The sequence below is a fragment of the Sphingopyxis lindanitolerans genome (assembly GCF_002993885.1).
GTDB classification, from domain to species: Bacteria; Pseudomonadota; Alphaproteobacteria; order Sphingomonadales; family Sphingomonadaceae; genus Sphingopyxis; species Sphingopyxis lindanitolerans.
In genome coordinates, this window is sequence record NZ_CM009578.1 from 3,131,894 (window position 1) to 3,147,461 (window position 15,568).

Consider the following 15,568-nt stretch of genomic DNA (forward strand, 5'->3'; position numbering starts at 1 on the left):
AAAAGCCCCGCATGCTCGCCTTCAAAATGTGTCCTTTGTGGCTTTAAGCGGTGCGGCACCTTCGCGCCGCGCGGCGCGGACGATGTCCATATGGGGCCGCTGGTGACATTGACCGCGCCGATGCCGCCGCGCTCGTCGAGATCGTGGTGCGGTCTGTTCCATCGGCCAGCTTGGAGCACAGCGCAATAATGTAGGAAAGGATTATCTGGGTTCGTCGGTTTTGGGGTGGATTCCCGACTGCCCGTTTTGCAGCGCCCGGTCCAGAAAACGGCCGTTTGTAGGAAATCACCTGATTGCCGAGTTATTGACTTCAATATGGAAGCGGCGCTCCATCTCCACCTTTGAAGCCATTTGCGCAGAAATCTTTGCTGTTGGCTGCGCGTGCGACTTGTCCGCCGATATGTTTGGCGATGCGACAGAGTTCGGTTGGTTTCGTAGCCATTAGACCAAAGGGTGGAGCCGCCCGTGCAATTACCTCGTCCAACATTTCGACGATCGGTTGCGAATAGGGCTCAGCCGCCGCGCCGCCGCGCGCCAGGGCGTAGCCAAGTTCAATCAAGCGATTTGCGTCGTCGTTCTTTATCGCCTGTATTTCACCACCGGTCCGAAAAGCCTGCGTGTATCTCGCCCGACTTCGGCGCAGCATATCTGCCATAGTGCGCTGAACTTTTGGCAATGCGCCGACCGGATCAGTGGCAACCGCAAGATATGCTGCGCTCGTTCCCAAGCGGGTCTCTCCGCTGATCTCTCGGAAAGCGGCCTCTCGCCATGGAAGCGCAAACCTTCCCTGTTCTGCGAGAAGTTGTCGAGCGTATGGTCTGGAGTCGTCGCCTTTCAGGGCGGACGGAGGAATCCATCTAAGAAAGCCGATAGTTGCCAATCCCTCCGCCCTTGACGCGCTTGGCGGCAGGCGCTCGGCAAGGCGAAGATCGTTCAACTCCGTATTGGCGAGCGGCCATTTATATCGATCTAGCAGCGGCGCTAGCTGCTGCACGATTTGGTCCGGCGGCGGACAGCGGCGAGCACCGGAAATTCGCCAATGCCAAGCAAAGTAGCTGACGACATAGCTATTTGCCGGACTCTGGCCGGTGGGATCAGACGCCGCGAGGGATCGGCCGACCTCAAGCATCTTGCTATCGAGATCGGCGGCCTCATTGCTTGTCGCAGGGCAACCTTGCGCTTCCCGAAGAAATACTGGGCGGATGGGTGGGCTACCATCCAACCTGCCTTTGTCTGCTTCTTTGCGTGAATGCTTCTCTAAAAGCAACGGGGCTACCGCTCCGAGACCGAAACCGACGAGCAAAATAATTAGAGACACACACCCAAATCTGGATCCCGACTTCGTAACCATCCCGCCTTCTCTTTGAGCGCATCAAGTCACTTACCGATATACAACGAGTGAACGCATATTCGGTTAACCTCGTGCTGGTCAGGGATTCAGCAGTCCGAAAAACGCTGGTTTTCGCGACACATTCCGCAAAACAGCTTTAAAATCAGACGCTGCCGCGCTCCAGTCTCGAAACTCACCCACAAATCTATGTCTGGAAATGGGGCATCGATCTTACAAATCCAACGGCGCCATCCGGTCGAAAACGGACGTCCCCGCTTTGGCGGAATGAGCAAGATGGAAACGCGGGGACCCGCGGCCTCTCTCGGCCAAGCGCAATGTTGACACCGTAAATTCAGGCTTGACCCATATCGGTTTCGGCGCCAATGTTTACGACGACAACATTGAGTCGCGGAAGGTGAGACGCCATGCGCAACCTGCTCTACGCCATCGGGCCGATGATTTTCGACTCGCTGGGCGTGATCGTCTTTGCCGTGCTGCTCGGCGTCGGGGCGGGGATCGTTCCGGCGACGATCGCGGGGACGGCGGTCGCGGTGGCGGTCGTCGGCCATGAGCTTGTGCGCGGTCGGCCGGTGGCGGCGCTCCAGTGGATCAGCCTGGCGATGGTGATCTTCTCGGCCGCCGCGACGATGCTGACCGGCGACCCGCGCTTCGTGATGGCAAAGCCCTCGGTCGTCTATCTGATCGTCGGCGCCGCGATGCTGCGTCGCGGCTGGCTCAACCGCTATATTCCGCCCGAGCAGGTCGGGCTGGTCGGCGATGTGATGGACCGCTTCGGCTATGTCTGGGCAGCGATGATGTTTTTCACCGCCGCCGCCAATCTGGTGATCGCGGTCGCCTTCACCGCCTGGTGGCCGCTGTTCGTCGGGGTGTTTCCGCTCGCGTCGAAAGCCGCGCTGTTCGCGGTCCATTTTACCGTCGTGCAATGGATCGGGCAGGCCCGGCTGCGCCGCCGCGCGGGCGAGCCGCAGCCGGCCGCCGCCGAATAGGATCAATCGGCGGCGTCGAGGCCATAGGCGGTGTGCAGCACGCGCACCGCGAGTTCGGTTTCGTCCTCGTCGATCAGCACGCTGACCTTGATCTCGCTGGTCGAGATCGCCTGGATGTTGATGGCGCGGTCGGCGAGGGCGCGGAACATGGTGCTCGCGACCCCGGCGTGGCTTTTCATGCCGACGCCGACGACGCTGACCTTCGCGACCTTGTCGTCGCTTAGAATGCGGTTGAAGCCGATCTTGTCCTTGGCGCTTTCGAGCAGGTCGATCGAGCGGAGAAGGTCAGTGGCGGGAACGGTGAAGGTCACGTCGGTCTCGCCCTTGTCGCGGCCGACGTTCTGGATGATCATATCGACGTTGATCCCGGTGGCGGCAAGCGGGCCAAAGATGTTGGCGACCGCGCCGGGCTTGTCGGGGACGCGGGTGACGATGATCTTCGCTTCATTCTTGTCGTGCGCGATGCCGGTGATCAGCTGCCGTTCCATGTGAAGTTCCTCTATTTCCTCGTCGCTGACGATCATCGTGCCTTGCTTCGGTGCCTCGTCGCCCTCGACGAAGCTGGAGAGCACCTGGACGCGCACGCCTTCCTTCATCGCGAGACCGACCGAGCGGGTCTGGAGCACCTTGGCGCCGACGCTCGCCAGTTCGAGCATTTCCTCATAGGTGACATAGTCGAGCTTGCGCGCGCGCGCGACGATGCGCGGGTCGGTGGTATAGACGCCGTCGACGTCGGTGTAGATGTCGCAGCGGTCGGCCTTCACCGCCGCCGCGACCGCGACCGCGCTGGTGTCCGACCCGCCGCGGCCGAGCGTCGCGACGCGGCCGTCGTCCATCATTCCCTGAAAGCCGGGGATGACCGCGACCTCGCCCTTTGCCATAGCGGCGGTCAAGGCGCCGGTGTCGATGTCGATGATGCGCGCGCGGGCATGGGCTTCCTCGGTGCGGATCGGGAGCTGCCAGCCGAGCCAGCTTCGCGCGGGGGTGCCCATCGCCTGGAGCGTCAGCGCGAGCAGGCCCGACGTGACCTGTTCGCCCGCCGCGACGACGACGTCATATTCGGCGGGGTCGTAGCGCGGGTTCGCTTCGCGGCAGAAGCCGACGAGCCGGTCGGTCTCGCCCGCCATCGCCGAAACGACGACGGCGACTTCATTGCCCTGGGCGGCTTCGCGCGCGACGAGCTTCGCCACGGTGCGAATCCGCTCGGTGCCCGCCATCGACGTGCCCCCGAATTTCATCACGATCCGCGCCATGCCGCTTCGCCTTTTCAAAATCTGGTTTCGACCGCAACTTCCTTGGAATTCCGCGGCGTCCGGCTGTTAGGCAAGGGGGCGAGCGATGGCAAGACCGGCCGCGCGCGCGATGGATAGAATTTCTTGCACCGATGGTGGCGCGGTGCCACATCCGGGGGCATGAGCGCCGCGACGATCAATCCGAATGAAGCCGCCCATTTCGGCGCCCTTGCCGCCGACTGGTGGGATCCGCACGGATCGTCGGCGATGCTGCACAAGCTGAACCCGGTGCGATTATCCTACATCCGCGACCGCATCGACGCGCATTGGCACGTCGATGCGCACGACCGCCGCCCGCTCGCCGGGCGCAGCGCGATCGACGTCGGCTGCGGCGCCGGACTGCTGGCCGAACCGCTGGCGCGAATGGGTGCGGCGGTGACCGGGATCGACGCCGCGCCCGAAAATATCGCGGCGGCGCGGGAACATGCAGCGGGGCAGGGGCTGGCGATCGCCTATCATGCCGGCGAACTCGCGGCGCTGCCGCCCGCGACCTTCGACCTCGTCACCTCGATGGAGGTGGTCGAGCATGTGACCGATCCGGCGGTCTTCGTCGCCGAACTTGCCGCGCGGCTCGCGCCGGGTGGACTGATGATCCTGTCGACGCCGAACCGCACGATGCTGTCGAAACTGCTGCTCGTCGAGGCCGCCGAGCGTGTCGGCGCGGTGCCGCGCGGGACGCACGACTGGGACCAGTTTCTGAAACCCGGGGAACTGACCGAATTGCTGGAAAGCGCGGGGCTGGAGGTTGTCGATCGTACCGGCCTGTCGCCGTCGCCCGCCAAGGGCTTCAAGCTCGGTGGCAGCGAAGCGCTCAACTATCTCATCGCGGCGCGGCACAAGGGCTGAGCCCACCAACCTCGGCATTGCTTCGCTGCGCTCACAATGCCGATGGGTTAGAAGTCGACGTCCTCATAATATTTCGGCGGCGTCACGATTTCCATCCGCTCGGCGAGCAGCGGGCGGAAGCTGGGGCGCGACTTGAGGCCCGAATACCAGCCCTTGGTCTGCTCATGCCCGGTCCAGTCGATGCCGCCGAGATAATCGGCGACCGAGATTTGCGCGGCGGCGGCGAGGTCGGCGAGACTCATCGTCGCGCCGGCGAGCCAGGTGCGGTGGTCGATCAGATAGTCGATATAGTCGAGATGCTGGTTCGCGGCCTTCATCGCCTCGCGCAGCGCGCCGCCGTCGGGCGGCTGGCGGTGGACGATGCGCTTCTGCATCCGCTCGAACAGCAGCGGGCCGGTGACCTCATAATAGAAATCCTGGTCGAACCAGGCGACGAGGCGGCGAATCTCGGCACGGCTGGCGGCGGTGCCGTTGATCATCGCCTTGCCCTCGACCGTTTCCTCGAAATATTCGGCGATCGCATTGCTGTCGATCAGCACCTGGCCGCGCGCCTGATCGACCATGACGGGGGTGCGTCCCGCCGGGTTCAGGTCGATGAATTCGTCGCGCCGCTCCCACGGCGATTCGCGCAGCAATTCATAGCCGACGCCCTTTTCGCCCAGCAAAAGCCGGATCTTGCGCGAAAAGGGACAGAGCGGGAATTGATAGAGTTGCCACATGGTTTCGACATAGCGTCAGGCGAGCGCCGGGTCCAACGCCTATGGCTTTGCTCTCTAGCGCCGGGTGGCGGCGCGCTCGCGTTCCCATTGCGCGGCCCATTGGCTGCTCAGGTCGCGCGCCATGTCCTTGAGGACCGGGGCATAGGTCGCAAGCGCCGCGGCCGCGTGGCCGGCCATGCGGGTGCCGGCGCGAACGTCGTCGCCCATGCGCTCGGCATATTCGGGATCGCGCCCGGTGATATCGCCGACCGTGGCGTCGCGCGGGATAGTCGCGGCATCGGATTCGGGGTCGACGCGCGCGACCGCTTCGGCGAGCGGGCCGACCTGCATCTGCATCAGTGCGCCGACGAGCGCGGCGACGGTGTCGGCCATGCGGTCCTGCATCGCGGGATCGTTGAGCGCCGCGACGGCGCGCCCGGTTCCATGATCCGCAGCGGCGGCGGGCAGCGGCGCCAGGAGCGCGAGCAGGGGAAGGGCAGCGATGGTCAGGCGCATGGCGTCATCCTTTCGGGATGGAAAAGCGAAGCAGTGCCTATAGGAGGGGGACGCTTTCGCTGTGCTGAACGCATCGGCGCCTTGCGACGGCATGGGGCGGGCGCGCGACGGACGTCCGGCCGAATCCGGATCGACAACCGCTTGAAAGGAAAGTGGTTCTTGACGGTTGCCCGCGTTACCGATTTATGAGCGATTGCCCGCTATAGCTTGGGGGTTTTCCGCATCGAGATCGGGATGAGATGATATGGGCGTTGCCGCGCTGGTCACGATCGACACCGAATTGTCCGCCGGACAGCAGGCGAGGGGCCTGTCGGTCGATGATAACCTGCGTCAATCGGTGCTGGGCGAGACGGCGACGGGCGCCTTTGGCATCGGTTGGCAGATGGATCGGTTCGACCGCCACGGGGTGCGCGGCGTCTTTTTCGTCGATCCCATGCCCGGCCTCGTCCATGGGCCGCAGATCGTGGCGCGGATGATCGAACCGATTCTGGCGCGCGGGCATGAGGTTCAGCTTCATATCCATAGCGAATGGCTGGAATGGGCAAAGGATTCGCCGGTGGAGGGGCGACGCGGACGCAATATCGGCGATTTCTCGCTGCCCGACCAGATCGCGCTGATCGGCTGGGCGCGCGATGCGCTGGTGCAGGCGGGCGCGCCCGCGCCGATCGCCTTTCGCGCCGGAAATTTCGGGGCCGACGATCGCACGCTGGCCGCGCTGGAGGCGCTGGGACTGGGCTGGGACAGCAGCTTCAATCCCGACTATGCCGGGCGTGGATGTGGGATCAGCCTGCCGTCGCAGGCGGCCGATCCGGTCGCGGTCGGTTCGATTGTCGAAATACCGGTTTCGGGCATCGAGGATCGCCCCGGCCATTTCCGCCCCGCGCAAATCTGCGCGCTGTCGGCGCGCGAAATGAGCGCCGCGCTCGACCATGCCTGCCGGTCCGACGCGCCGCTGTTCATGATCGTCACGCATAGTTTCGAGATGCTCTCGCGCGATCGGCGGCGGCCCAACCGCATGGTGATGCGCCGCCTCGAATCGCTCTGCCGCCATATCGCGCGCGAAGCGCGGATCGAATCGCACGGCTTTGCGACGCTCGCCAAGCCGCAGGGCCCTCGCGCGTCGTCGCCGCGACTGGGGCCGAGCCGGGTGCGGACCGCGCTGCGCATGGCGGAGCAGGTGATCGGCACCTGGCGCTACGAGCGCCGGCTTCGCCCGGTATGACCGCCGATCGGGGCCTGCCCCCGGCCATCGTTCTGGGCGTCGACAGCAGCATCGGCCTGACCGTGGTGCGCGAACTAGGCGCACACGGCGTGCCGGTGATCGCGGCGGGGAGTTCGCGTTGGTCGATCGGCGGTCATTCGCGCTTCGCCCACCGGAATATCCTGCGCCCCGAGGGGGTTCGGCTGGCGGACTGGCTGCCCGATGTCATCGCGCAAAGCGGCGCGCGCGCGGTCATCCCGATCAGCGAGGCCGACCTGCTCGAACTCGCCGACATGCCCGCCATGATCGGCGCGTGCCGGATCGCCAGCCCGCGCCACGAACAACTCGCTCTCGTCCTCGACAAGCTGAACACGCTGGCGCGGGCGCGCGAAGCCGGGATCGACGTTCCCGACACATGGCAGCCCCGGGCCGGTGAGGATTTCGGCGCGACGGCTGCCACGCTCGCCTATCCGGCGGTCCTGAAATGGCGCGATCCGCCCGCCATGTGGGATCGGCTCGAATCGGCGGGGATCGCCTTTGAGAAAGCCGAGCATGCGGACGGCGCCGAAATGCTGGTCGCGATCCTGCACCGCTATGACCGGATCGGCCTTTATCCGCTCGTCCAGACCTGGTGCCAGGGCCATGGTTTCGGTCAGATGCTGATGATGGAAGACGGGCGGGCGATGCTGCGCTTTCAGCATCGCCGCCTGCGTGAATATCCCGCGAGCGGGGGCGTCTCGACGCTCTGCCGGTCGGTGCCGCTGTCCGATCATCACGCGCAGATGGAGAAATCCGAGACGCTATTGCGAGCGATCGGGTGGGAAGGGCCGGCGATGGTCGAATATCGCCACGACGCATCCAGCGGCCGCTATTGGCTGATGGAAGTCAACGGGCGGCTGTGGGGCAGCCTGCCGCTTGCCAGCCAGAGCGGAGCGCATTTCGCCTTCGCCCTCTATCGCCGCCTGGTGGGCGGTGTCGCGGAGCAACTGGCGTCGGGCTATCGCGACCATCGCGCCCGCTACGTGCTGCCCGATACCAAGCGGTTGATCGAACAGCTACGGGCGAAAGACCTGTCCGCAGGCGAAAAATTGCGCGAGATGGTCCCCTATGTGACGGATTTTTTCCGGTTCGACACCGGCTATTATGTCGCCAAAATCTCCGATCCGCTGCCGATGCTGGTCGATCTGGCGGGGGTCATAGCGCGGCTTTTGGGAAGTGGGATCTGAGCAGCGGGATCGTGCTGGCGATCCGCTGAAGACAGTGGCGGGTGTAGGCGTCGCTCAGCATGTAGGGATCGTGCAGGTGCGGCGCGGCCGGGCGGGCGTAGAGGCCGAGCAGGGTGCGCGGCAGATGCGCCAGCCGCGCGTCGGCGGCGATCCGGCGAAGCTGGCGTGTCTCCATCGCGAGCAGCAGGTCGCCCGCTTGCGGCTGATAGGCCTCGCATTCGGTGGCGCGGTGCTGGCCGAGGTCGACGCCCATGCCCCCGGCGAGCGCGATGACCGGCGGGTGGGCCGGGGCGCCGTGGACGGCGGAAAGCCCGAAGGAGGCCGTGTTCAGACCCGCCTCGGCCGCCGCGACATCCGCGAAGGCGCTGCGGCAGATGTTGCCGTGGCAGACGAAGACGAGCCGCCGCACCTCGTCCGCTTCGGGCGCGCGGATCGAGGCCAGCCCCAGCGCCGTCTCGCCATAGGAGAGCATCAGCCGCACGAGGCCGCGTGTGGTGCCGAAGCGCGCGTCGATCCAGCCTGCGGGGTCGGGCGGGGTGGATGTCATCGCCACACCCGTTCCAGCCCGGCGCGCAGCCGGCGGCGTTGTCCTTCGGTCACTTCGGCCACGGCCAGAATCACGATCGTCGCTCCCGCCACGACAAAGGGCGTGCGCCACATGGGGGGCAACAAGGCTCCGGACAAGGCGATCAGCAGCAACATCGTCGGTTGATGCAATAGATAGAGGGTGAAGGAGCGTCCGGCCAGCCAGCGGATCGGCGTGGCCGCCCAGTTCAGTACGACGGCGAGTTCGGGCCCCAGATGCTTGGCCGCGATCAGATTCGCCGCGATGCTGAGGCCGAGCAGGCTGTCGCTGACGACATAGCGCGACCAGGCGAGGCCGTTCCGCCACAGATCATGGCCGAGCCAGCCTTCGAGCCAGCCGCCCGTCAGCCCCATCAACTCGAAATGCGCATAGAGCAGGAGGCATGGGACCGGCTGGCAGAAAGCCGCCCAGACCAGCCACCGCGGCCAGCGCGCCGACCGGCGTTCGGTATAGGCCGCCCATCCCATCAGCCAGATGGGAAACAGCAGCAATATCTTCGGCCCGGCGATCACGGCCGGCACGAGGATCAGCCAGCGCCAGCGCCCCTTCAAATAGAAAAGCGCGGCGAACAGCGCATAGTAGAAGACTTCATAGGCGATCGACCAATAGGGGGTGTTCGACAGCATCTGGACCGACACCCAGGATTCATTGAGCATCACCGCGCCGATCGCCACCCGCATCGGCGCGGACCCGTCGGTCACAAGCCCCTGATAGGTCGACAGATCGACCCGGTGGCCGATCGAATCGAACAGCCAGGTCAGCAGCAACGCCGGGATCGCCACCGACCAGACGCGCGAAATCCGGCTGAGCGCGAAGAGGCGAAGCGTCGGGTCGTTCTTGCCCGCGGCGTGGCGGATCACGAAACCCGACAGGACGAAGAAGATCACCACCGCTTCATGGCCGAAACCATTCCACCAGCCCTCGGCCACCCCGCTTCCCGGCATGCGGCCCAGATGAAAGGCGGCGACCTCCAGAGCGGCGATCAGACGCAGAGCGTCCAGATAAAGAGATTGTCCCCGTTCCACCCCAACCCGTTCTTTCTGGTCCTTTTTCGCGCATAGGAGCGATGCGTCGCCAACATGTTAATGACGGCGCCCGCTTCGCTCGAAAGGGGGATTGTCCGGGGAACGCGGCCTATTCCGCGGCGACGACCTCGATCGCGTCCTCGGTCAGCGGATGTGGGAGGCGGCTGAGCATTTCCTTCGGACACACCTGCCAGAAATGGTCGCGCCAGCGGTCCCAGTCGGCAAGGATTTCGCCCGACCATTTGCTGCCCGTCGCGCGCGCATGGTCGGCGACCATGGCCTTGAGCGTCGCTTCCCAATGGCCGCTCGCGAGCCGTTGCCAGACGATCGATTCGCCGTTCGCGCGGCGCTCGAAGCTGGCGTCGGTGTCGAGCACGAAGGCCATGCCGCCGGTCATCCCGGCGCCGAAGTTCGATCCCACGGGGCCGAGAATCACGGCGGTGCCGCCGGTCATATATTCGCAGCCATTCGCGCCGCAGCCCTCGATCACGACCTTCGCGCCCGAGTTGCGGACCGCGAAGCGCTCGCCTGCCTGGCCCGCCGCGAGCAGCGTGCCCGCGGTCGCTCCATAAAGGACGGTGTTGCCGACGATGCTGTTGTGCTGGCTGATCAGCGGGCTCGACACGGTCGGGCGCACGATGATGCGGCCGCCCGACAGGCCCTTGCCGACATAGTCGTTGGCGTCGCCGAACACCTCCAAAGTGATGCCGCTGCACAGGAAGGCGCCGAGCGACTGACCCGCGGTGCCGCGCAGGCGTACCTGCACATGGTTGTCGGCGAGCCCGTTCATCCCGAAGCGCGCGGTGACTTCGGCCGACAGGCGGGTGCCGACAGCGCGGTGGGTGTTGCGGACATTATAGGTGAGCTGCATCCGCTCGCCACGCTCGAACAGGGGTTTCGCATCATTGAGGATTTGCGCGTCGAGGCTGTCGGGCACCGGGTTGCGGAAGTTCGGGCCCTGCGACCGGCGTTCCTCGTCGGGCGCGTCGACCTTGGCGAGGATCGGATTGAGGTCGAGGTCGTCGAGATGCTCGGCGCCGCGGCTGACCTGACGCAGCAATTCGGTGCGGCCGATCACCTCGTCGAGGCTGCGGCAGCCGAGTTTCGCAAGGATTTCGCGCACTTCCTCGGCGATGAAGGTCATCAGGTTGATGACCTTTTCGGGGCTGCCGGCGAACTTCGCGCGCAGCTTTTCGTCCTGGGTGCAGATGCCGACCGGGCAGGTGTTGCTGTGGCACTGGCGCACCATGATGCAGCCCATCGCGACGAGGCTGAGCGTGCCGATGCCATATTCCTCGGCGCCCAGAATGGCGGCGATCACGATGTCGCGCCCGGTCTTGAGCCCGCCGTCGGTGCGCAGGCGGATGCGGTGGCGCAGGCCGTTGAGGGTCAGCACCTGATTGACCTCGGAGAGGCCCATTTCCCACGGAGTGCCGGCATATTTGATGCTGGTCTGGGGCGAAGCGCCGGTGCCGCCGGTGTTGCCCGAGACGAGGATCACGTCGGCGTGCGCCTTGGCGACGCCCGCCGCGACGGTGCCGATGCCGGCCGAACTGACGAGTTTCACGCAGACGCGCGCGCGCGGGTTGATCTGCTTCAAATCATAGATGAGCTGCGCCAGATCCTCGATCGAATAGATGTCGTGGTGCGGCGGCGGGCTGATCAGCATCACGCCGGGGGTCGAATGGCGCAGCCGCGCGATGAATTCGGTGACCTTGAATCCGGGCAACTGGCCGCCCTCGCCGGGCTTGGCGCCCTGCGCGACCTTGATCTCGATCTCGTCGCAGGCGCCGAGATATTCGGCGGTGACGCCGAAGCGGCCGCTCGCGATCTGCTTGATATTGCTGTTGGCGTTGTCGCCATTGGCATAGGGCTGGTAGCGCTCGCTCGCTTCGCCGCCTTCGCCCGACACCGCCTTGGCGCCGATGCGGTTCATCGCGATCGCCAGCGTCTCGTGCGCCTCGGGCGACAGCGCGCCGAGCGACATGCCGGGGGTGACGAAGCGCTTGCGGATTTCGGTGATCGCCTCGACGCTGTCGAGCAGCACGCCTTGCGCCGGGAAATTAAACTCCATCAGGTCGCGAAGATAGACGGGCGGCAGGTCGGCGACGCCGCGCGCGAATTGCAGATAGGTCGAGTAGCTGTCGGTCGCGACCGCAGTCTGGAGCAGGTGCATGAGCTGCGCCGAATAGGCATGGGCCTCGCCGCCCGCGCGGTGGCGATAGAAGCCGCCGATGGGCAGGGTGGTGACTTGGCTGTCGAATGCCGCCTCATGCTTCTCGGTCGCGTTGATGAACAGCGACTGATAGCCCTCGCCCGAAATCTTGGCGGGCATACCGGGGAACAGGTCGTTGACGAGTGCGCGCGACAGGCCGACCGCCTCGAAATTATAGCCGCCGCGATAGGAGGAGACCACCGCGATCCCCATCTTCGCCATGATCTTGAGCAGGCCGTCGTCGATCGCCTTGCGAAAGCGCAGGCGGCAATCGCCCAGCGACAATTCGCCGCCGAACAGCCCGCGCGCGTGGCGGTCGGCGATCGCGGATTCGGCCAGATAGGCGTGGACGGTCGTCGCGCCGACCCCGATCAGCACCGCAAAGGCATGGGTGTCGAGCACTTCGGCCGAGCGGACGTTGATCGAAGCATAGCTGCGCAATCCCTTGCGCACGAGATGGGTGTGGACCGCGGCGGCGGCGAGCACCATCGCGACCCCGACGCGGTCCTCGCCGATCGCCTGATCGGAGAGGAACAATTCGCTGCGCCCGGCGCGCACCGCATCCTCGGCCTCGCGGCGGATGCGGGCGATCGCCTCGCGCAGCGCCGTGGCGTCGCTGCCCACGGGAAAGGTGCAGTCGATATCGGCGACCGCATCGCCGAAATAGGCGCGCAACCGATCCCAGTCCTCGCCGACGAGAACCGGCGAATCGATCACGAGGACGTGCGCGCTCTGCCCCTTTTCATCGAGGATGTTGCCGAGGTTCGAGAACCGCGTGTTGAGGCTCATCACATGCCGTTCGCGCAAGCTGTCGATCGGCGGGTTGGTGACCTGGCTGAAATTCTGGCGAAAGAATTGCGCGACGTGGCGCGGCTTGTCCGAAATGACCGCGAGCGGCGTGTCGTCGCCCATCGAGCCGATCGCTTCCTTCGCATCCTCGACCATCGGCGAGAGGATGAGTTCCATATCCTCCATGGTGAGGCCCGCCGCGACCTGACGGCGCAGCAGTTCGGCGCGATCCCATGGATCGAGCGTCGCCTTGCCGCCCTTCGGCAGGTCGGCCATGGTACGGAAACCCTTGACGCGCGACGCATAGTCGGCGCTGGCGGCGATCTTGTCCTTGATCGCGCGGTCTTCGTAGAGCGTGCCTGCGTCGAGATCGACGGCGATCATCTGGCCGGGGCCGAGGCGGCCCTTCTTGCGAATGCTCGCCTCGGGCAGCAGCACCATGCCGCTTTCGGAGCCGACGACGAGCAGATTGTCGGCGGTCAGCGTATAGCGCAGCGGGCGGAGCGCATTGCGGTCCATCCCCGCGACCGCCCAGCGGCCGTCGGTCATCGCGAGCGCGGCGGGGCCGTCCCACGCCTCCATCACGCTGGCGAGGTAGCTGTACATCGCCTTGTGCGCGTCGGGGATGTCGTCGTCGCCGCCCCAGGCCTCGGGCACCAGAATGAGCTTCGCGGTCGGCGCGTCGCGGCCGGCGCGGCAAAGCGTCTCGAACGCCGCGTCGAGCGCCGCGGTGTCCGACGCGCCCGCGGGGATCACCGGCTTGATATCCTCCGAATGTTCGCCGAAGGCGAGGCTCGCCATCTTGATCTCGTGGCTCTTCATCCAGTTCTTGTTGCCGCGGATCGTATTGATTTCGCCATTATGGGCGAGGCAGCGGAACGGCTGCGCGAGCCACCATTGCGGGAAGGTGTTGGTCGAATAGCGCTGGTGAAAGATCGCCACCCGGCTTTCGAACAGCTTGTTCGTGAGGTCGGGATAGAAATCGGCGAGGCTCTCGGCGAGGAACAGCCCCTTGTAGATGATCGAGCGCGCCGACAGGCTGCAGATATAGAAATCGGCGATCTGCGCCGCGATCACTTTTTTCTCGATCCGGCGGCGGACGAGATAGAGCTGCTTTTCGAACTCGGCGACCGACTGGTCGTCGGGAAGCGGCCCGGCGATCATGATCTGCTCGATCTCGGGGCGCGTGCGCTGCGCCTTGTCGCCGATCACCGACACGTCGACCGGCACCTGGCGCCAGCCATAGATGGTGAAGCCCGCGTCGATGATCTCGGCCTCGACGATCGTGCGGCATTCCTCCTGCGCGCCCAGATCGGTGCGCGGCAGGAAGACCATGCCGACGGCAAGGCGGTTCGGGCGCACCTTGTGCCCCGACGCCGCGATCGCATCGTCGAAAAAGCGGACCGGCAGGTCGACATGGATGCCCGCCCCATCCCCGGTCTTGCCGTCGGCATCGACCGCGCCGCGGTGCCACACCGCGCGCAGCGCCTCGATCGCCGCCTCGACGACGCGGCGCGAAGCCTTGCCGTCGGTCGCCGCGATCAGGCCGACGCCGCAGGCATCGGATTCCATGTCGGGGCGATACATGCCGCTTTCGGCGAGCCGCGCGTGATCGGGGGTGGGGTAATGGGTCATGTCGATGTTCCTGGCGGCCGCAGCCGTGTCTATTGGGGTGGCGTCTTCTTGCGGGCGTTGGCGACGGCCTGTTCCTCCGCATCATAAGCGGCCGACGAGGCGGCATTCGCCGCTTCCTCAAGCTGCTCGACTCGCTGGCGATCGGCGTCCGACCAATTGGCGCGGTCATGGGCCGGATCGTTCATCGCGGCTTCGGTGGCGTCGGCCGCGGCTTGTGCTGCATCCGCCGCCGCCGCCGCTTCGGTGCTGGCGTCGTCGGCGGCATCGGCCGCTGCGTCAGCGGCTTCGACGGCCTCGGTCGCGACCTCGACCGGGGCGTCCCACTGGTCGCGATGCTCCTTGAGTTCCTTGACGCTGACCTTCATCAGCTTGGCAAGCTTCGCAAGCTCGGGGTCGCTCAGGTCGGCGAGCTGCTTTTCCTTGGGCAAATCCTTGAGCTGACCCTCGATCTCGGGACCACGGTCGATGAATTTGTTCATCAGCGGCGGCACCGCCTTGATCATCGCCAGCATGACTTCGGGGTCGGCCTGCAGCGCCATCCATTCGGACGCGAAGGCGCCGCCCGCGGGAGTCGCGAAAAAGCCGTTCATCTGGCTGAGCTGGTCGGCACTGAACTTGCGCGCATAGGCGTGGGCCAGGCCATTGCGCATCGGCCCTTCCAGGTCCGACAATATTTCGCTGATCAGCGGCTTGGCGATCTGGGTGATCTGGTCTTCACGCTGCTGGCGCGCGGGGTCGAACATGTCGGCGACCGCGGCCTTGCTCTTGTCGTCGAGCGCCGCGATCTTCTCGCTGTCGACGCCGGTCTTGATCGACAGCATCACGTCCGACGTGCCGCCGAATTCGTCCATCAGCCCCTTGAAAAGCTTGCCATAGAGATTGTCGAGCATCTTTTCGAGGCTGCCCGGCGGGACCAGCGCGGTCGTCGTCGCTTGGGCGAGCGCGAGCTGCGCCGGGGCGATCGGCGGCAGCTTGTCGGTGCCGAAGATCTTTTCGATCATCGCGATCGCGGCGTCGATCTCCTTCTGCATCCTTGCCTTGGCGTCGACCGTCATGGCCTCGTCGCTCATCGCATGGCCGTCCTCGGCTGGCGCGACGATCTCGGCCTCGGGCGCTTCCTCGGGTGCGGCGAAAGCCTGCGCGGGCGCGAATGCCATCGCGCCGGCGAGCAGCATCATTTTCCAGCTCGACATGATCGATTT

12 protein-coding genes are annotated in these 15,568 nt (G+C 65.5%); 4 read left to right on the forward strand and 8 right to left on the reverse strand.

The genetic code is table 11. From position 1 onward, the window contains the following. Window positions 1–310: 310 nt before the first annotated feature. Entirely contained in the window at window positions 311–1,351 is a 1,041-nt protein-coding gene (locus CVO77_RS21050) for a hypothetical protein (RefSeq protein WP_146130880.1), read from the reverse strand. A gap of 404 nt (window positions 1,352–1,755) precedes the next feature. Here CVO77_RS21050 and CVO77_RS14970 point away from each other — a divergent pair, with 404 nt between their 5' ends. Further along, the gene (locus CVO77_RS14970) at window positions 1,756–2,337 is read left to right on the forward strand and encodes a septation protein IspZ (RefSeq protein ID WP_105999727.1); all 582 of its coding nucleotides are present in this window, start codon (window positions 1,756–1,758) and stop codon (window positions 2,335–2,337) included. 2 nt (window positions 2,338–2,339) lie between these two features. On the opposite strand, the gene CVO77_RS14975 is transcribed toward CVO77_RS14970, so the two are convergent. Then, complete coding sequence (locus tag CVO77_RS14975) at window positions 2,340–3,590, reverse strand: aspartate kinase (RefSeq protein WP_105999728.1); 1,251 nt, start codon at window positions 3,588–3,590, stop codon at window positions 2,340–2,342. Window positions 3,591–3,749: 159 nt separating this feature from the next. Here CVO77_RS14975 and ubiG point away from each other — a divergent pair, with 159 nt between their 5' ends. Continuing rightward, window positions 3,750–4,475 carry a bifunctional 2-polyprenyl-6-hydroxyphenol methylase/3-demethylubiquinol 3-O-methyltransferase UbiG gene (ubiG, locus tag CVO77_RS14980; protein ID WP_105999729.1) on the forward strand — a complete coding sequence of 242 codons (726 nt, stop codon included), beginning with the start codon at window positions 3,750–3,752 and terminating at the stop codon, window positions 4,473–4,475. A 47-nt stretch (window positions 4,476–4,522) separates the two neighbouring features. Here ubiG and CVO77_RS14985 read toward each other — a convergent pair whose 3' ends face one another. Next, entirely contained in the window at window positions 4,523–5,194 is a 672-nt protein-coding gene (locus tag CVO77_RS14985; protein ID WP_105999730.1) for a glutathione S-transferase family protein, read from the reverse strand. Window positions 5,195–5,248: 54 nt separating this feature from the next. Further along, complete coding sequence (locus tag CVO77_RS14990) at window positions 5,249–5,689, reverse strand: hypothetical protein (RefSeq protein WP_105999731.1); 441 nt, start codon at window positions 5,687–5,689, stop codon at window positions 5,249–5,251. A gap of 244 nt (window positions 5,690–5,933) precedes the next feature. Between CVO77_RS14990 and CVO77_RS14995 the strand changes: the two genes are divergently transcribed. Both CVO77_RS14995 and CVO77_RS15000 read left to right on the forward strand, forming a co-directional pair. Continuing rightward, on the forward strand, window positions 5,934–6,911 hold the full coding sequence (locus CVO77_RS14995) for a polysaccharide deacetylase family protein (RefSeq protein WP_105999732.1): 978 nt from the start codon (window positions 5,934–5,936) through the stop codon (window positions 6,909–6,911). Then, on the forward strand, window positions 6,908–8,116 hold the full coding sequence (locus tag CVO77_RS15000) for a carboxylate--amine ligase (RefSeq protein WP_105999733.1): 1,209 nt from the start codon (window positions 6,908–6,910) through the stop codon (window positions 8,114–8,116). Before CVO77_RS14995 ends, CVO77_RS15000 begins: the two co-directional genes overlap by 4 nt. Here the strand turns inward: CVO77_RS15000 and CVO77_RS15005 are convergent. The 4 genes from CVO77_RS15005 to CVO77_RS15020 form a co-directional block, all read right to left on the reverse strand. Continuing rightward, window positions 8,085–8,663, reverse strand: a complete 579-nt coding sequence (locus CVO77_RS15005; RefSeq protein WP_106000869.1) for an arsenate reductase/protein-tyrosine-phosphatase family protein — start codon at window positions 8,661–8,663, stop codon at window positions 8,085–8,087. The two genes, CVO77_RS15000 and CVO77_RS15005, sit on opposite strands and share 32 nt — an antisense overlap. Then, the gene (locus tag CVO77_RS15010) at window positions 8,660–9,727 is read right to left on the reverse strand and encodes an acyltransferase family protein (protein WP_105999734.1); all 1,068 of its coding nucleotides are present in this window, start codon (window positions 9,725–9,727) and stop codon (window positions 8,660–8,662) included. Before CVO77_RS15010 ends, CVO77_RS15005 begins: the two co-directional genes overlap by 4 nt. Window positions 9,728–9,836: 109 nt before the next feature. Continuing rightward, window positions 9,837–14,366 (reverse strand): glutamate synthase large subunit, encoded by a 4,530-nt coding sequence (gene gltB / locus CVO77_RS15015; RefSeq protein ID WP_105999735.1) that lies wholly within the window; start codon window positions 14,364–14,366, stop codon window positions 9,837–9,839. 29 nt (window positions 14,367–14,395) lie between these two features. Next, entirely contained in the window at window positions 14,396–15,559 is a 1,164-nt protein-coding gene (locus CVO77_RS15020) for a DUF2059 domain-containing protein (RefSeq protein WP_106000870.1), read from the reverse strand. Window positions 15,560–15,568: the final 9 nt, after the last annotated feature.